The 19,376-nt window shown below is 41.8% G+C and carries 13 protein-coding genes; 8 read left to right on the plus strand and 5 right to left on the minus strand.

From position 1 onward, the window contains the following. Window positions 1-29: 29 nt before the first annotated feature. From B4B65_RS12545 to B4B65_RS12570, 6 genes are all read left to right on the plus strand, one after another. A complete protein-coding gene (locus B4B65_RS12545; RefSeq protein WP_293915938.1) occupies window positions 30-1,406 on the plus strand; it encodes a sulfatase-like hydrolase/transferase in 1,377 nt (458 codons plus the stop codon). Between the two features lie 80 nt (window positions 1,407-1,486). Continuing rightward, window positions 1,487-3,820, plus strand: a complete 2,334-nt coding sequence (locus tag B4B65_RS12550) for a glycoside hydrolase family 3 N-terminal domain-containing protein (protein WP_293915939.1) — start codon at window positions 1,487-1,489, stop codon at window positions 3,818-3,820. Between the two features lie 205 nt (window positions 3,821-4,025). After that, a complete protein-coding gene (locus B4B65_RS12555; protein WP_293915940.1) occupies window positions 4,026-4,625 on the plus strand; it encodes a TetR/AcrR family transcriptional regulator in 600 nt (199 codons plus the stop codon). Window positions 4,626-4,821: 196 nt separating this feature from the next. Next, the gene (locus B4B65_RS12560; protein WP_293915941.1) at window positions 4,822-6,024 is read left to right on the plus strand and encodes an efflux RND transporter periplasmic adaptor subunit; all 1,203 of its coding nucleotides are present in this window, start codon (window positions 4,822-4,824) and stop codon (window positions 6,022-6,024) included. Between the two features lie 23 nt (window positions 6,025-6,047). Continuing rightward, window positions 6,048-9,251, plus strand: coding sequence for an efflux RND transporter permease subunit (locus B4B65_RS12565; protein ID WP_293915942.1), 3,204 nt, complete (start codon window positions 6,048-6,050; stop codon window positions 9,249-9,251). A gap of 26 nt (window positions 9,252-9,277) precedes the next feature. Further along, window positions 9,278-10,702, plus strand: coding sequence for an efflux transporter outer membrane subunit (locus B4B65_RS12570; protein ID WP_293915943.1), 1,425 nt, complete (start codon window positions 9,278-9,280; stop codon window positions 10,700-10,702). Between the two features lie 89 nt (window positions 10,703-10,791). Here the strand turns inward: B4B65_RS12570 and B4B65_RS12575 are convergent, their stop codons facing one another. From B4B65_RS12575 to B4B65_RS12595, 5 genes are all read right to left on the minus strand, one after another. Then, window positions 10,792-11,754, minus strand: a complete 963-nt coding sequence (locus B4B65_RS12575) for a helix-turn-helix transcriptional regulator (RefSeq protein WP_201679372.1) — start codon at window positions 11,752-11,754, stop codon at window positions 10,792-10,794. A 106-nt stretch (window positions 11,755-11,860) separates the two neighbouring features. Continuing rightward, window positions 11,861-12,157 (minus strand): transcriptional repressor, encoded by a 297-nt coding sequence (locus B4B65_RS12580; RefSeq protein ID WP_201679373.1) that lies wholly within the window; start codon window positions 12,155-12,157, stop codon window positions 11,861-11,863. Between the two features lie 33 nt (window positions 12,158-12,190). After that, window positions 12,191-13,906 (minus strand): heme ABC transporter ATP-binding protein, encoded by a 1,716-nt coding sequence (locus B4B65_RS12585; protein WP_293915946.1) that lies wholly within the window; start codon window positions 13,904-13,906, stop codon window positions 12,191-12,193. A gap of 21 nt (window positions 13,907-13,927) precedes the next feature. Next, the gene (locus tag B4B65_RS12590; protein WP_201679375.1) at window positions 13,928-14,953 is read right to left on the minus strand and encodes a FecCD family ABC transporter permease; all 1,026 of its coding nucleotides are present in this window, start codon (window positions 14,951-14,953) and stop codon (window positions 13,928-13,930) included. Between the two features lie 7 nt (window positions 14,954-14,960). Beyond that, the gene (locus B4B65_RS12595) at window positions 14,961-15,713 is read right to left on the minus strand and encodes a heme/hemin ABC transporter substrate-binding protein (RefSeq protein ID WP_293915947.1); all 753 of its coding nucleotides are present in this window, start codon (window positions 15,711-15,713) and stop codon (window positions 14,961-14,963) included. Window positions 15,714-16,083: 370 nt separating this feature from the next. Here B4B65_RS12595 and B4B65_RS12600 point away from each other — a divergent pair, with 370 nt between their 5' ends. Both B4B65_RS12600 and B4B65_RS12605 read left to right on the plus strand, forming a co-directional pair. Further along, window positions 16,084-18,462 (plus strand): TonB-dependent receptor, encoded by a 2,379-nt coding sequence (locus tag B4B65_RS12600; RefSeq protein ID WP_293915949.1) that lies wholly within the window; start codon window positions 16,084-16,086, stop codon window positions 18,460-18,462. Window positions 18,463-18,531: 69 nt separating this feature from the next. Further along, window positions 18,532-19,284, plus strand: coding sequence for an HmuY family protein (locus B4B65_RS12605; RefSeq protein ID WP_293915950.1), 753 nt, complete (start codon window positions 18,532-18,534; stop codon window positions 19,282-19,284). Window positions 19,285-19,376: the final 92 nt, after the last annotated feature.

Consider the following 19,376-nt stretch of genomic DNA (forward strand, 5'->3'; position numbering starts at 1 on the left):
TTTAATAATTTATTCTATATTTTTAGCACATGAATCTCAAACCTATACTTTTATATCTACTATGTCTGATTTCTATAGCTGGATATACACAACAAAAACCTAATATTATTTTTGTTCTGACGGATGATCTGGGCTATTCAGATCTGGGTTGTTACGGAAATCCGAGTATTGCGACTCCTTTTTTAGATAAAATGGCTTCTAAAGGAGTTCGTGCTACAGACTATATGGTAACGAGTCCTTCCTGTACACCTTCCCGTGCATCACTGCTGACCGGACGATATGCCTCCCGTTATAACCTGCCTGATCCTATAGGTCCTGGCGCTAAAAACGGCCTGCCTGCTCAGGAAGTGACCATTGCAGAAATGCTTAAAGAAAAAGGATATCATACAGCTTTGATAGGTAAATGGCATCTAGGTGATCATGGAGAATACTTACCTAACAAACAGGGCTTTGATTATTTCTACGGCATGCTCTACAGTCATGACTACCGAGATCCTTATGTCAAAACCGACACCACCATCAAAATATTCAGAAATCAGACTCCTGTTGTCAGTCGGCCTGCAGATTCTGCCCTTAGCCGTATTTATACAGAAGAAGTGACGCAATATATTCGCCAGCAAAAGAAAGGCGAGCCTTTTTTTCTTTATTATGCACATAATATGCCGCACCTTCCGGTTGCCTTTTCTGCGGAATCAGGCCGTATGAAAGACCTGCATTTTGCTGGTCCGCTGGGCGCTGTGCTGGAAGATCTGGACAGACAACTCGAGATCATGTGGGCCAGCCTGGAAGAACAGGGACTTGCAGACAATACCATCTTTATGTTTTCCAGTGATAATGGTCCATGGATCGAATATCCTGTCCGTATGAGCGGCGATCACAAAACCAAAAACTGGCATGTAGGTACAGCCGGAGTATTCAGAGGATCAAAAGCACAAACTTATGAGGGTGGTGTACGTGTCCCGTTTATTACATACTGGAAGAACCACACACCCGAAGGACTCACGCTCCGTAATGCGATCAGTAATGTCGATATCTTACCTACATTGGCAGAATGGACAGGAGCTTCCGTTCCGGCATCCCGAATATTAGACGGACAATCTATTGCTGGTTTGCTGACTTCTGAATCGGAAAATATAACAGCAGACCACAGGCCAATTTATCTGGTGAATCATGGAAAAGTAGAAGCCGTAAGAAAAGGAAGCTGGAAATACAGAGAACTTCCAGCTGGTGTGAATAACAATTCCGGCAAACCGTACGAAGCCGCAAAAGAGTTATTTAATGTTTCCTATGATCCAAGTGAACGAACGAATGTTATACATGAATTTCCGGAAAAAGCACAAGAACTAAAGGCGCTATTTGATGCATTTGATGCAGGCTTAGACACCTACAGTCCCACAAAAAATTAACATCAACAAAAGCTAAACTAGAGAAAACATAAATCACTTATTACAAACAAATTAAACCAAACTTACATTACTACTAATTCATGAGGAAACTATCTGTTGCTATTTATGCTTTATTGCTATCCGTCCCTTTACCATTAGCTGCCCAAAAACCTGTTTACAAAGACGCATCCCAATCCGTTGAGATAAGAACCCGGGATTTGATTCAGCGTATGACGCTTGAAGAAAAAGTAGGTCAGTTACTTTGCCCGCTTGGCTGGGAAATGTATGAACGAAAAGGAAATACAGCGACTGTATCACAAAAATTCAAAGATATCGTAGCCAGTAAACATATCGGAATGTTATGGGCTACCTTCAGAGCTGATCCCTGGACGCAAAAAACAATTGCTAACGGTCTTAATCCGCAACTTTCTGCTGAAGCTGCAAACGCTTTACAAAAGTATATCATAGAGAATACGCGTCTTGGTATTCCTGTCTTTCTTGCTGAAGAAGCTCCCCATGGTCATATGGCCATTGGTACGACCGTATTTCCGACAGGTATCGGTCAGGCCTCTACCTGGAATCCGGCTTTATTACAAAAAATGTCTGCTACAGTGGCAAAAGAAGTCAGGCAGCAAGGGGCTCATATCAGCTATGGTCCTGTTTTAGATTTATCCCGCGATCCCCGCTGGTCACGTGTAGAAGAAAGCTATGGCGAAGATCCTGTGCTGACCGGTACGCTGGCTGCGGCTATAGTCAAAGGATTAGGGTCAGGTAAACTTGCCGATCCGTTTGCCACTATTCCTACGCTGAAGCATTTTGTTGCTTACGGTATTCCTGAAGGCGGACATAACGGAAGTGCAGCCAGCGTAGGCGAACGCGAACTCAGAGAATACTTTCTACCCCCGTTTCAGTCAGCTGTAGCCGCAGGAGCAAAATCTGTAATGGCGGCCTACAATTCTGTAGATGGTATCCCCTGCTCTTCTAACAAATTTTTGCTGACGGATATCCTTCGTCAGGAATGGAATTTTAACGGATTTACAGTTTCCGATCTGGGCAGTATCGAAGGTATAAAGGGAAGTCACCGTGTAGCCAAAGATCACAAACAGGCCGCTATATTGGCCATAGAAGCAGGGCTTGATACGGATCTCGGAGGCAATGCTTATTTCAAACTGATCGAGGCTGTCAAAAATGGAGAAATTCAGGAAAACAGTATTAATCAGGCTGTAAGCAGAGTATTGGCATTAAAATTTGAAATGGGACTTTTTGAAAAGCCATTTGTAGAAGCGAAAACAGCAAAAAAAGAAGTCAAAACCGAAGCAAATATTGCCTTATCAAGACAGGTAGCCAGAGAATCTATTGTATTACTGGAGAATAAAAACAATATTCTTCCACTTCGCAAAGATGTCAAGATCGCTATCGTAGGCCCTAATGCGGACAATGTATACAATATGTTGGGCGATTATACTGCTCCACAACCCGATGGGGCTGTAACTACTGTCCGTCAGGCTATATCGGCAAGACTTCCTAAAGCACAGGTATCCTATGCGAAGGGATGTGCTATACGAGATACGACTAACAGTGATATTGCTGCTGCAGTTGCAGTTGCACAGCAATCAGATGTCATTGTGGCTGTTGTGGGAGGCTCCAGTGCCCGCGATTTCAAGACTGAATATATATCCACAGGTGCTGCAGTAGCCTCAGATAAAAATGTAAGCGATATGGAAAGCGGAGAAGGATTTGACCGTTCCACTCTTGATCTTCTCGGCAGACAGATGGAATTGTTAAAGGCTTTAAAGCAAACAGGCAAACCTATTATTGTCATCTACATACAGGGCCGTCCGTTGAATATGAATTGGGCTGCAACGCAGGCTGATGCTCTCTTATGTGCCTGGTATCCCGGACAGGAAGGTGGTCATGCAATTGTCGATGTACTTTTCGGCGATTATAATCCTGCAGGAAAAATGCCGCTGTCCGTTCCGCGGAGTGTGGGGCAGATACCCATTCATTACAATCGCAAAAGCCCCTTGGATCACCGCTATGTAGAGGAAGCCGCAACCCCGCTTTATGCATTCGGATACGGTAAAAGCTACTCTGCCTTTGAATATAAAGACCTTAAAATACAAAAAGACAACAAGGATTACCGGGTATCATTTGTATTGAGCAATACGGGAAAATATGATGGTGATGAGGTGCCTCAATTGTATATTCGTAATCAGTATGCATCCGTATCACAACCAGTACAGCAATTAAAACATTTTGAACGTGTACATCTGAAAACAGGTGAGTCCAAAACAGTTTCATTTATACTGACAGAGGACGATCTGTCCATTATCAATGCACAGATGAAAAAAGTATTAGAGCCAGGCAGCAGCTTTAAGATCCGTATAGGATCGGCATCTGATGATGTACGGTTACAGCAGGATCTTGATATTTAATAATTTTTTACATACCGGGAATGCGTACTGATTCCCGGTATGTAAATAGTCTTCACCCCCATTTAAAGAATATTTTTATATTCATAACCTTTATAATCTCCCTTCGGATGATTTACTTAATGACAATATCATGTCATTTTGTATGATTTTTTTTTCGATGTTTGCAATTCATTTAACGATGTTAAATAACTTGATATAGTTAAAAATGGGTAGCAAAGAACGTATTCAACGCCTCAAAGATGAAAACAGAAGTAAAATTCTGGACGCCTCTCTTCAAATTGTGAAGGAAGAGGGATGGCATGCGTTGAGTATGCGGAAGATAGCGGATATCATTGAATATACTGCTCCCATGATCTACGAGTATTTTGCGAATAAGGAAGCCATCCTTATTGAACTGGCTAATCAGGGATATATCATGTTGTCTATATGCGTTAAAGAGGCTAAATTACAGGAAGCAGAACTGGAGAAACAGTTAGAAGCTATGTGGTTTACCTACTGGAACTTTGCGTTCGAAGAAAAGGAACTATACCAACTCATGTTTGGTGTAGGTACCCAATGTTGCGGATTTGAAAAATCCTTCCTTTGTGTGGAATCGCACGGTAAGATAATAAGCGATGTCATTCGGGAGATCATGAAAGATCAGGAGCCTTCAGAAGAATTGATATGCCGGAAGTACTTTACTTTCTGGTCCGTTATTCATGGACTAATATCTATTAATCTGGTTAATCAGGGAAATGGCGATACCACCAATCAGCAGGTATTACGCGATGCTATTTATGGTATCACACGATCGCTGAAAGATTAATTTTTTTTGCCTTTAACAAATACGTTGTTAGGTAATTTAACAGTGTTAAATATATAATTCACTTAATAATACATATCCATCCTGTCGTACAATGGCAGTTTATTTTTACAATTTAATTAACAGTGTTAGCATATTTAATTATGTTAAACAAATATAACAGAGCATTTAGCATCCATCATACAATCTTAATTTAATAATGAAAAAATCACTATTTACTAATCTTTTAGAGATCTATCGCTTATCATTTAACAGTGTTAAACCTTTTAATAGTGTTAAAATAGCATTTTATGTCTCAGGAGCACTCTTATATAGCTGCTCTACCGGAACCAGTAAACCAGCAGATGCGACAACTCCTCCTGCCGCTTTACCAGTAATGGCAATCCAGATGGCAGATGAAACTACATATCAGGAATATCCTGCATCTATAGAAGCACTGGCCAATGTCGAAATACGTCCTCAGATAGAAGGCATTCTGGATCATATCTATGTAGATGAGGGTCAAAAAGTATCAAAAGGTCAATTACTGTTTAAGATCAACGACAGGCCCTATCAGGAGCAGTTGAATCAGGCAAAAGCCAATCTGCAGGTGGCTCAGGCTTCACTGGAAAATGCGGAGCTGGAAGTGGAGAAAAAGAATCGTCTGGTGAACAATAAAGTTCTGACAGACTTTCAGCTGCAAACAGCTGTCAGTGCGCGAAACGCAGCAAAAGCAAGTGTACAACAGGCTAAATCTGCTATAGAAGCAGCCAAAATCAATGTAGGATATACCCTTATCCGGGCTTCTTCTGATGGCTATATCGGTCGCCTGCAGAAGAAACAGGGAAGCCTGATTACGCCTATGGATGCACAGGCTTTAACAGGATTGTCAGATATAAGAGATCTGCATGTATACTTTTCCCTTAGTGAAAATGATTTCGTTCAGTTCAAGAACAATGCAAAAGGAAAGTCTATAGAAGAGAAAATAAAGAACCTCCCTCCTGTCACGCTTGTACTTTCTGATCAGCAGAATTACGAACATACCGGAAAAATAGATATGGTAGACGGTCAATTCGATAAAAATACAGGTTCGATTACCCTGCGTGCTACTTTTCCTAATCCGGACGGATTGTTGAGAAGTGGGAATACAGGTCGTATCAGATTGAGTAAATCAATCGATCAGGCTTTATTGGTTCCTGCTGCAGCTACCCTTGAAATGCAGGACAAGATCTTTGTGTATACGGTTGGCAAGGATAACAAAGTAATGCAACAACCTATTCAGGTACTGGGCAAAACCGGTACTAATTACCTGGTAAAAGATGGATTGAAAGAAGGTGACCGTATTGTAGTCAAAGGAATAGACATGCTGCAGGAAGGACAGGTCATTGCTCCACAGACCGAAAAAGTTGATGACAACAAATAATATTTTGAAATACACAAAAGACTATGCTTAAAAAATTTATAGAAAGACCTGTACTGGCGACGGTAATCTCCATCCTGCTCGTAATCCTCGGCGTAATGGGAATGCTTCGATTGCCTCTTCAACAGTTTCCGGATATCGCTCCTCCGGCTGTACAGGTTACAGCACTCTATCCTGGTGCCAATGCAGAGACTGTACTGCGCGCTGTAGCGCCTTCTCTTGAAGAATCCATCAACGGGGTGGAAAACATGAGCTATATGAGCTCTACAGCAAGTAATGACGGTTCACTGATGATCACGGTTTACTTTAAATTAGGAACAGATCCTGACCAGGCCGCTGTGAACGTGCAGAACAGAGTTGCACAGGCGACCAGCCAGTTGCCAAGTGAGGTTGTACAGGCCGGTATTACTACAGCTAAGCAACAGAACAGTCTGATTATGGTACTCGATCTTTATACAGAAGATGAGAGCCGTTATGATCAGACATTTCTGAATAACTATGCACAGATTAACATTATTCCTGAATTGAAGCGTATATCCGGTGTAGGACAAGCGCTGATCTTCGGTGGTAGTAAAGATTATTCTATGCGTGTATGGCTGAATCCGAAACAAATGGCCAGTTACAAACTGACACCTTCGGAAGTCATGAGTGCCATTCAGGACAAAAATGTAGAAGCTGCTCCGGGTAAATTTGGAGAAAGCAGCCGCGAAGCATTTGAATTTGTCATCAAATACAAAGGTAAATTAAACCAACCTGCGGATTATGAAAATATTATTATCCGTTCCAATGCAGACGGTTCTATACTTAGACTCAAAGATGTTGCCCGTATAGAATTAGGCGCATATACCTACGGTAGTAATACCCGTATTAATGAAAAAGCAGGTATCAATATCGGAATTATGCAGTTGGCAGGTTCTAATGCCAATGAGATCCAGATCGCTATACAGCAATTAATGGAAAAAGTGGAAAAAGACTTTCCAAAAGGTGTAAAATACTTAGTGCTTTACAACACTAAAGATGCTTTGGATCAATCCATCAGTCAGGTTCAGCATACCCTTATAGAGGCTTTTTTACTGGTCTTTCTGGTGGTATTTCTTTTCCTTCAGGACTTCAGATCCACCCTTATTCCGGCTATTGCCGTGCCGGTAGCGATTATCGGAACATTCTTCTTTATGCAGCTATTTGGTTTCTCTATCAATTTGCTTACCCTGTTTGCATTGATCCTCGCTATCGGTATCGTAGTGGATGATGCTATAGTCGTGGTGGAGGCTGTGCATGCGAAGATGGAACATACGCACCTGTCACCAAAACTGGCCACAACTTCAGCCATGAGTGAAATCACCGGAGCCATTATCTCTATCACGCTGGTCATGTCTGCCGTATTCCTGCCTATTGGTTTTATGGAAGGATCTACAGGTGTATTTTACAGGCAGTTTGCTTTTACACTGGCTATTGCCATTGTTATTTCTGCCGTTAATGCCCTGACATTGAGTCCTGCATTATGTGCATTATTTCTGAAAGCACCGCAGCACTCCGAGCATCCGGCTCCGAAAACATCTTTCAAAGAGAAGTTTTTTGCTGGTTTTAACGTAGGTTTTGACCGTCTGACCAAAAACTATGTCGGCAGTCTCAGATTTCTGGTCAAATACAAATGGGTAGGAATTACAGGATTAGCTATTGTGGTGTTGCTGACCGTACAGATGGTACGTAAAACGCCTACCGGATTTATTCCTTCTGAAGATCAGGGCTTTATTGCCATATCTCTTTCTATGCCTGTAGGGGCGTCATTAGACCGCACAAATCAGGCTTTAAAAGAAGCTGAAAAACAACTTCAACATGCACCGTTTACAAAGACTCTCAATGTACTTTCCGGATTTAATATCCTGACACAATCGACAAGTCCATCTGCCGGAGTGGCCTTTATTCTGCTCAAACCTCATGAGCAACGCGGAGATATCAAAGATATCAATGCCATAATGGGCGATATCAATCAAAAGCTGGCCGGAATTAAAGGTGCGAATTTCTTTGTCTTCACCTTTCCTACTGTTCCGGGATTCAGTAACGTTGACGGACTGGATATGGTATTGCAGGATCGTACCGGAGGTGAACTCGGTAAATTCAGTACTGTAGGTCAGAAATTCATCGGCCAACTGATGCAGCGTCCCGAAGTTATGGTGGCTTTTACTACATTCAGAGCAGATTATCCACAATTCGAACTGGAAGTTGATGATGTAAAAGCTGAACAGTTAAGTGTAAGCACAAGAGATATTCTGCAGACGATGCAGTCGTACTTTGGTAGTGCACAGGCATCAGATTTCAACAGGTTTGGTAAGTATTACCGTGTCATGCTACAGGCAGATAAGACAGAACGTTCTGAACCTTCGGCTATGGACGGTATTTATGTGAAGAATAAATTTGGGGAGATGGTACCGATCAATACCCTGGTAAGGCTCAACCGCGTATACGGTCCGGAGACCGCTTCCCGTTATAATCTGTTTAACTCTATCGGTATCAATGCGATTCCAAATCCGGGCTTCAGTTCAGGAGATGCTATCCGTGCAGTGGAAGAAGTTGCGGCTCAGCACCTGCCTTCCGGATTTACCTATGAGTTCTCGGGTATGACCAAAGAAGAGATCACATCAGGAGGTCAGTCTACAGTGATCTTTATTCTATGTCTGGTCTTTGTATACTTTCTGTTGGCCGCTCAATACGAAAGCTATATTATTCCTTTAGCCGTAATCCTTTCTATTCCTACCGGAATATTTGGCGTATTCGCAGCTATCGGCATGACTGGTATTTCAAATAATATCTATGTACAGGTTGCGCTTGTCATGCTGATCGGACTTCTGGCCAAGAATGCCATTCTGATTGTAGAATTTGCCATTCAAAGGCGTAGGACAGGTCTTTCTATCTCGGCATCTGCATTTGAAGCAGCGAAACTCCGTCTTCGTCCTATTATCATGACTTCATTAGCCTTTATTGTAGGTATGATTCCGATGATGGGTGCTACAGGACCTTCCGCACAGGGAAATCATTCTATCAGTATTGCTGCTGCAGGAGGTATGTTTTCCGGAGTAGTGCTTGGTCTATTTATCATACCTGTATTGTTTATTATTTTTCAGAGCTTACAGGAAAAAGTATCAAAGCCAAACTTTAAAAAGAAAAACGGGTCAGCAGTTACAGCTTTGACAGGACATGAACTACAGATGGTCGATCCTTCTCAATCTTAACGTCCAACTCTATATACATTATTTATATGAACATTAAATTCTATAGCGCAAGTCTCTTTCTGATTTCTCTCATTCTCTTTGGATGTAAGACAGAGCGGTTAGCTACGCATGTACCGGTCACGCTTCCCGATAATTATCGGGATAGCGATGCGCTCAAGACAGATACAAATACCATCGGTTCCATTCCCTGGAGGGAATTTTTTGAGGATGCGATGCTGCAACAATTAATAGATTCGGCCATCCGCCAGAATATGGATATGCAACTTGCAGTAAAAAATATTGAAGCTTCCAGACTGATGTTAAGTCAGGCTAAAGCAGCAAATCTGCCGAATCTTCAGCTGCGAGTCAATGCAACCAGTACAAACCCGTCTAACAACAGTATGAATGGGCTTAGCCTTAATCAGTTCCTGGGCACCAATCATGTGGAAGATTATACAGCTGCCCTGTCGCTGTCATGGGAGGCTGATATCTGGGGCAAGATCAAAAATCAAAAAGCCGCAGCACTTGCATCTTATCTCCAGACCGAAGAAGCCCGTAAAGTAGTGCAGACACAGCTGGTTTCTCAGGTTGCACAGGGATATTATCAATTGTTAATGCTTTATCAATTGCAGGATATTGCGAAAAAAAATCTCCGTCTGAGTGATAGTACTTTACGCATTGTTCAATATCAATATGAAGTCGGTGATATCAGTTCATTAGCTGTAGAACAGGTAGCGGCGCAGCGTCTGGCTGCTGCAGCTCTTATTCCGGATTTTGAACAACAGGTACAGATCCAGGAAAATGCCATCAGCGTGCTTAGTGGTCAGTTGCCACACGCCATTGCGACGACAGCAACATTGAATACCATTACACTCCCTGAGCATCTGCAGGTCGGTATTCCAGCAGCGATGCTGAGCCGCAGACCAGATGTAAAAAGTGCAGAACTAGCTATAGCAGCAGCTCAGGCGAATCAGCAAGCTGCAAAAGCAAGTATGTATCCTTCACTGGTGATAAGTGCCGATGCCGGAGTCAATGCATTCAAATCCAGCAATTGGTTTAATCTGCCGGCTTCCCTTTTCGGATCTGTGGCGGGCAGCATCACACAGCCCATATTGCAACGCAAACAATTACGTACACAATATGAAGTATCTCGTGTTGAACAGGAAAAAAGTGTTATCAGATTTAAACAGTCTGTTATTACCGCTGTAGGAGAAGTATCGGATGCGATGGTCTCTATACGTAAGCTCAAAGAAAAGGAAGTAATTGCTTCTGACCGAACCAACAGATTGAGAAACGCGATCGGACATGCTGATCTTCTGTTTGAAACGGGTATGGCAACCTATCTGGAAGTCATTACAGCGCAAAGCAATGTATTACAGAGTGAACTTGAACTTGCCCAGCTCAAAAAAGCTGAACTGGCAGCCATAGTAGATCTTTACAGAGCTTTAGGTGGTGGATGGACTGCTGAATAAGGCATCCATTATATAGTAAAGTCCCCAAAATATTTTGGGGACTTTGTTTTTATATCGGCAATGAGTATACTCTAAATTACAGTGTATATTTATGTTTTTAACTCACCCGGAGATATTCCGTAGTATTTTTTAAATGCACTGCTGAAATTATTCTGATGACCAAATCCTGTAAGTAGTGCGACTTCATATACCGTCATTTGTTTGGCAAGCAGTAAGATCCTCGCTTTTTCCATACGTACGCGTGTCAGGTAATCGTGGATGGTAACAGAAAAATACTCTTTAAAATCTTTCCGCAACTTACTTTCACTCATCATCACCTCAGAAGCCAGCTCTTTTTGCGTGGGGGGATTTGCAATACGTTGTTCCAGTATCTGACGTGCCATTTCCAGACGATATATATCATCTTCATTGAAAAGTTCATTATTGGGTGTCCCCTGCTCATTATATTGTTCAAATTGGTACATCAGCAATTCTACGATGCGGGATTCAGTATGCAGTCTGCGGATCTCTCCCGTTTTCTTTGAAGTGAGAAGTTCATCTATAGTATGCTGCATCTCATATGTAGCCATCAGATCCTCTTCCGCAAAAGAAGTATAATGCCCCTTTTCTATATTCTTGACAAAATCTCTGTGAATTAAAGAATCCCGTTTGATCAGGTTGAGATAATATTCTTTAGATATCACAGCAATAAAGTAACTGTAATCCACTCCTGTCTTTACTTCATGACTGGACTTGACGGTAGGAATATAACGGATATTATGTCTGCTCATCCCATACTGCGACTTACTGTCAATAGATTTGTAAAAGATAAACTGACTGGTAATAGCCTCTCCTTCAACCTCTGTATAGATATGTACAGGTTGATCAAAGCGCATATTGGTATGTAAAATAAAGAGGCCGCTCGTGGATAACTGAAAATTGGTCATCGTAATCGGATCCCGTTTGATTTCTACCCGCTTTTCGACCAACGGTTTATCCGGAATATACAGATCAGGAATTTCTTCTATAAAAAGCCATTCATCTAATTCTTCTATTTTACTTTTGATCAACATACAGATGAAACAGGATTACGTTAGGGCTAAAGATACAGGATTTTTTCAGGAAATATCAGCTATTTAAAATCTTTCTAAATAGAATGTACAATAAAAAGTTTCAGGTTTATGCCTGCCTGCTCATCTGTAACAAAGCCCGGTAATGAGTTTTACGATCCTCTCCTGTGCGCTGTTCTACAATCCCTGCTTTTACTAATAGTTTTAAGGTTTGATATATACAACTGATACTTACATGACGTTGCATACTGATCCACAGATCTACAGCATCAATCCAGTCACGCTGTAACAATATATTTTCCAAAATATACTGTCTTTTCTTGGAATGTTGTAACTGTTGTTCTGCATAATAGGATTCCAACATTTGCTGTACTTTTACCGGAGTGGAAGATAATAGATTGCTCATAAGTAATTGTTTTATAAATGGGTATCAGTTAACTCACGTATTTAAAATAGAAGACCATTCCTGTGAATTATCCACCGGAATTACACTTTTATCTACCTGCACGGAAATCATAATATTCTGATGGTTATCACATACATCTATGGAAATCAACTCTGTATCATTTGCTACCTTACTTAACCATATGTGACTGGATTGTATATTATCGATCGTAAGAACAAGTTTTTTATCCAGGATCATATATCGACACCCCTGATCCACCAGATTTTGAATACAACCTTTATAGTGTTGACGACAAACATTATTTCGAATAAAAAAAGAAACAGGGAGCTGCTCCGCAGCACATCTTGCCAGTATCCTTTTGAAGAAAGCAAAATCCTTTTTAGTGATACGATCATAAGACACCGTTTCCTGCTTGACCGACAAACGTTCGCATGATTTTTCTATTACCGGGAGTTTCTGTTCGGTAGCTTTATAAGAACTCAGCAAATCCACATACGCTTGCTGATTGTCGAGGTTGTCTCCCAATGTTACCATAAATACCAAGTGACCATTTTCATCATAAAATCGGAGGCTCTTTTCCCATTGATGCGCTACCGCAAGAACCGTTTTACATTTTGAGAGTTCGATCTGTATTTCATACGCACTATCCCGAAATATAAAATATCCTTCCTCCAGTTCAGGATCTTCCAGCAGACAACGAATATCCATCTGTACTATTTCATTCCCTACCGATGAATTGATAATTCCCAATCCAGCCAACCCTTTGAGCAAGCCCGTATTATCTTTATTAAGAATAGCCACCTGATTGGGATACACAATAAAGAGTAAATCCATTTCAGAAATTTCGAGCTGTTTAGCCAGCATGGGCAAGGATGCATTAGGCTGCAGGTCCTGAAGCTGCAAATAGCGTTCTCTTAAATCTTCTTCCATCTTACGTGCCGGGAGCTTACTATTGAAATGAGAAGCATCCATTTCGATTTCTTCCAGTCTTATCAGCGGTTTCAGGGTTTTGGGATGTATATTCACATCTGCTTCTACCGAAAATACAGTATACAAACTTTGTTTATCCAACACTTCTATCGGGGTACCATCAAACCATTTTCGCCCGTTTTTGAGCATAATAATACGATCCGCATATATACTGGCCAGATTCACATCGTGCAGCACCACTACCACCATAAATCCCTTTCTGGACAAGGCTTTGGCAATAGCCAGCACCTGCTGCTGATAACGAAGGTCTAATGCCGAAACAGGCTCGTCCAAAAGTAGCAGGCTATCCGGATTATCCCAGAGCTGTGCAAGTACACGAGCCAGTTGCACACGCTGTTGCTCCCCTCCCGAAAGACTAAGGTAAGAACGGTCTGCAAACAACTCTACTCCACAAATCTTCATCACCTCATTCACGATATCCAGATCATGTTTTCCAGGACTTGATTTAAAATGCGGATACCTGCCCATGATAACGATATCTTTCACTTTAAACGCCATACTCATGGCATTTTGCTGAGAAAGCATTGCTCTTCGTTTAGCCAGTTCTGTTACATGATAACTACCCAGTGGTTTCCCGTACAGATGAATACTGCCTTCTGTAGCTTCTATATCGCCACTAAGCAGACGCATTAATGTAGATTTCCCAGCGCCATTTGCACCCAGCAAGGCTAATACTTCCCCTTCTCTCAATTGAAAAGAGACGTCCTTGAGCAACTTTCTGCCTTTTAGTTCATAAGTAAGTTTTTCGACACGCAACATGCTGTATACTTTTAGTTTTTGCTATTCTTCAGTCAATAAAATATAAAGGAAAACCGGAGTTCCTAATAATGCAGTGATAACACCTATAGGCAACTCCACCGGGGCTGCCAGTACCCGGGCTAAAATGTCTGCCACTGTCAGTATCAAGGCACCAAACAATGCGGAACTCAACAGTACGTATCGATGTTCCACTCCTCCCATAAGACGTACGGTGTGTGGAACTAACAATCCTACGAAGCCAATAATGCCGGATACAGATACAGAAGCTCCCACTGCCATAGTAGATAAGAGTACCACCCATCTCTTGACCCGGTCAGTCCGCATACCCAGCAAATCCGCCTGGGATTCACCTAAAGCAAAGGCATTCAAAGCTTTACTAAAAAAAGGCAATATCAGTAATGGAATCAGTATAAATGGAGTGATAGCGGCTACATTTTCCCAGGTAGCTCCCCCCAGACTGCCCAACATCCAAAAAGTAATGGTACGAAGCTGCTGCTCATCCGCCATGTATGTAATAAGACCTGTCAGTGCACCTGCAAAAGCATTGATAGCTATCCCGGCAAGCAACATCGTTGTGACCCGGGGTCTTCCCTTTTTTCGGGACAACTGATAGACCAGTAGAGAAGTAATACCCGCTCCTACAAAAGCTCCGAAAGCCAGGAGATAATAACCAATTAATTCGCTCAGACCAACGAAAAGTACAGTTTCAAATGCAATGATCAGCACAGCAAATAAGGATGCTCCGGCAGATATACCAATCAGTCCGGGTTCTGCAAGAGGGTTACGGAAGATGCCTTGAATAGCAGCTCCCGAAATCCCAAGTGCCGCACCTACCAATACACCCATTAAAACACGCGGCAGGCGCACTATAAACAAAACATCGCTATATATATTATCTACGGTAACAGAAGAAGCTAACCCAATCTTCTGCCCCAGCAATATCAGCACATCCCGTACAGGAATGTAAAATGCCCCCATTCCCATAGCGACAATCATGGCAATTGGCAGAATAATAAGAAGGCTGATAATAATAATTTTTTCTTTCATCGGTATTTTACAAAGAAGCTACAATAGCTTTATTCAACTGTGCTACAGCTTCAGGCAGTCTCGTACTGAAATTAATCAGCAATGGACCATTCATCTGGATAATTCTTTTATTCTTTCCGGCTTCAGTCACCCGCATGCCCGGCATCTTCAATACCGCATCCCTGCCTCCAAGACTACTTACCCCAAAATCAAACATTAAAATAATATCCGGATTTGCTTTCACAAGAGATTCTGTTGTATAAGGTTTGTAATCTGCAAATTCCTGAACGGCGTTACGTCCACCGGACAATTCGATAATAGCATCGAGACTGCTGCCCTTACCCGCCACACTCATCGTACCGGTACCTCTTGCGTATACAAACAAGACTTTCGGTTTGCGCCCTTTCAGATTCTTCTGAGCTGCTGCCTGTACTTCGGCCATATCTTTACTGAGTTTGGTCGCCAGTGTCTTCCCTTTATTACTATCGCCTAATGCCTGGGCGACAGTCTGTACATAACTTACTGCGCCTTTTGCAGAATAAATCTGTTTGACAGTTACGAAACGGATACCGGCAGATTTTAACTGACGGATGACTCCGGCACTAACGTCACCTTCAGGCGCCAGAATCAGGTCTGGTTGATAAGCAATCAGGACTTCAGCACTTACAGAGCGGTTCTTACTCACCTTTGGCAATGCACTTGCAGCAGCCGGAGATACACTTGTCACATCCGTGGCTACGATAGCGCTGCCGTACCCTAAAGCATATACGGTCTCTGTCAAAGAACTGCTTAAAGTGATGATACGTTTAGGCAGCCCGTATACAGATGTAGATATACAGATAAAAAAAAGAAAACAACTCAGTAGTTTATGTATAAAAGTCATTCGTTCCTGATTACAATGTGTCCGTTTACTTTACAAAACAATCAATAATTAGTCTAAATAAAAATTTTACATTTAACAAACATCTCCTCTTTTCGTCCCCAATAAGAACATAACAATCTGATTCATTGAAAATTAAGATCAATAAATCAGTCATTTCCCATCAAATAAATATCACTTTACATATAATATTTAGCAGATTTCATACAGGTTTTCTCGATGACAATGATTTGTTTTGCAATATTATTTAGATTGATTAAAAATAAAAATAGTGAATCAAATCGTTTTTTATATCAAAAACATTATCTGTATACTTTTTTTTACGGTCATGCATCAGCTTGTCTACAGCCAGCAAAAGCTTCATATCAACGGCTATATAGCAGATGCAGACGGACAGCTTATCCCTAATGCAACTGTAACTCTGCTGCCAGACAATAAAGTAGTAATGACAGATGAAAAAGGACGATTCAGTTTTGCGGAATTATATGAGGGCACGTACAAGATCCGGATATCATGTGTGGGCTATAAACCTTTAGAAAAGGAGCTTGATCTTGAAAAACGCAGTCTGCAGCAACTAAAACTCATCGTTGAAACCGATGAAACAAGTTTAAGCGAAGTTGAGATTGAAAAACGAATACCCAGCGTGGATAATCTGCTCCGTGCAGAACAGGCAGCTATGCCGGTGACGGTGATCACACGCAGACAAATTGAGCTTATGGGAAGCCGTCGTCTGGATGAGGTCATGAAAGAGCAGACCGGTGTGGCTGTTGTTAATGATATATCAGGCGGATCCCGTGCTGTTGGTGTCCAAATGCAAGGCTTCAGCAGCAATTATGTAATGGTGCTGATCGACGGACAGCCTATGTTGGGTCGCAATAACGGAAATTTTGATCTTTCCAGAATATCTGTAACTAATATTGAACGTATAGAAATCATTAAAGGTGCTTCTTCCTGTCTGTATGGAAGTGATGCTCTTGGTGGAGCAATCAATATTATTACCCGACACGGAGCATTAGCTCCTCAGGCAAACGCCTCTGTTCTCTACGGCAGTCTCCATATTGTAGATGCTACTCTCGAAGCAGAAGCACCATTTGCTTCTCAAAGGGGATCCGTAGTTGTATCAGGCAACTATTACCGTACAGATGGTTTCAACAGCAACTCTTATATGAAGGATGGTACGACGCTACCTCCTTATTCCAATTATAGTTTTCAGGGACGTACGCGGTATCGTCTTACCAAAAATGGAACTGTCGGCTTCACGGCAAGATATGCTGAACGGCATTCCACGATGATCAATGACTGGTCTGATGATCTGGTTAATAAAGACAACCAGACAGACCGGGATCTCAATTTAGCCGCAAGTTATGATCACCAGTTTGAAAACGGGCTCCGCAGTATGAGCAGATACTACTACACCCGCTATGAAACACAGATGGATGCCGAATGGGTAAAACAAAGTGCATTGATAAGTGCGCAAAAATTCGGACAACAGGTACACCGGGTTGAGCAGCAATTTGCGTACTCGCCGATATCATCACTCAAACTGACAGGAGGATTAGGCGGCAGTCTTGAACTTATGGACAATAAGGAACTGAGTGAAGAACGTTCACTCAACACCGCTTTCGGATACATACAGGCCGAATGGAAAACTTCAGATAAGCTCAATACACTGGCTGGCATACGCTATGACCGTACAAATGTATATGGCGGAAAAGCAAGTCCCAGCTTTGGCTTACAATACAGCGTTTCATCTACCCTCCTCTTTAAAGCCGGAATCGGTGCCGGTTTCAAATCTCCGGATTACAAAATGAGATACCAGGCCTTCTTTAATCCTGCAGCCAATTACCTTGTATTAGGGACTGATGTACTTAAAGAGACTTTGCAGGCAATGGAAAATGCAGGTGAACTGAGCTACAAAAACAGCTATGTAGTCAATAAAATGGCCAACAATCTGCAGGCAGAGAAAAGTATGTCTCTAAACACAGGCTTAGTATGGCAACCTCAGAAACGTTTCAAAGCTGAAGTATCGGTGTTCTATCATCGGATCAACAATCAGATCAACAATGTCCTGGTAGGCTCGGGCACTACTATTGGTCAGATATATACATACCGTAATCTCCCCAAAGCTGTAAACAAGGGTGTAGAACTCACTTTGACAACGCAATTGCTTACTGATCTGGAGCTTTCTGCAGGTTACCAGTATCTGATCGCTAAAGATCTGAGTGTATTAGACAGCATTCGTGCAGGAAGATGGCCCTTCAATCAGACGATCAACAATCCTGTGACAGGAGAATCCACGCCTGTTACAACCAAGAGCTACTGGGGAATCGAAGACCGTTCGCGCCACATGCTCAATCTCAAAGCATTATATGTGTACAGACCACTGGATCTGAGCCTGAATGTAAGAGCTAATATTCGTGGAAAATACCCGTTCCAGGAAATAAATGGCAATCAGTTTATTGACAAATTTGACGCTTTTGTACCGGAACATGTCCTGCTTAATATCACGATAGAGAAAAAACTATGGAACGACCGCTTATCGTTGCGGGTCATAGGCGACAATATATTAAACTTTACACATCAGTATATGCCGGGGCAACCCGGAAGAGTCATCCTGGGAGGTGTCGGTTATCGCTGGTTTAAAGAATAACACAAATCATACACCGCTATAATACAAATTATGATGAAGTATCTGAATATGCTAAACCCCAAAATACAAATGGAAGATAAAAATCTTATTATGAATGAATTGTACCCATTACACTGGTTCAGAAAGATAGGCTTTGGATTGTTAAGCGTCCTTTTCATCCTCAGCAGCAGTTCATGCAGCAAAAATGAAGATGATCCCCGCCCCTCATTAGAAGATGGTAAAAGTACGGTTATCTATGATTTGCCGGGAGATACTGAGGCCTCAATGGCAGGTAATGTAGATGGCAAGGAGAAAAGAGACTTCTATACTTTCCTTTATAGATTTCGTGACAAACGGCAGATCTGGATCAAAACAAAGGCAGACTCCCTTCAATGGCTCAAATCCAAAGATTGGGATCTTGCATTTACAGGTCCATACAATTCAGAAATATATGTTAATAATGCCACTTACGAATACAATCCGGGATTCGGAGGACAGGCGTCCAATACAGCTGTTGTTCTGGTTGACCAGGCTTATGAAAATGTAACTGCAGCTCCCGAAGATGCAACATTTAACAAAAGTGAAGTAAACAAAATCGGATGGGCATCCTCACAGGGATCTTATGGCTGGTTTCGCTACAGTCTGGATACCCATATCATGCAGGCTTTGCCCAACCGTACCTATATTGTTCGCCTTCCTGATGGAAAATATGCTAAACTTCAGCTCATTAATGCATATAAAGGTAATCCTCCGGCAGTCACTAACCTCAACTGGCCTGCACCCTACTATACATTTCGCTATTTTGTTCAGCAAGACGGAAGTAAAAACCTGACTACCAGATAATAAAAAGAACTAAATGAAATCCAAATATCTTATAAGAAACCGAATTTCATACACTAAATAGCAGTTTTAATAGCATCACCTATTAAAAATAC

The organism is Sphingobacterium sp. UBA5789 (assembly GCF_002418355.1).
Taxonomy (GTDB): domain Bacteria; phylum Bacteroidota; class Bacteroidia; order Sphingobacteriales; family Sphingobacteriaceae; genus Sphingobacterium.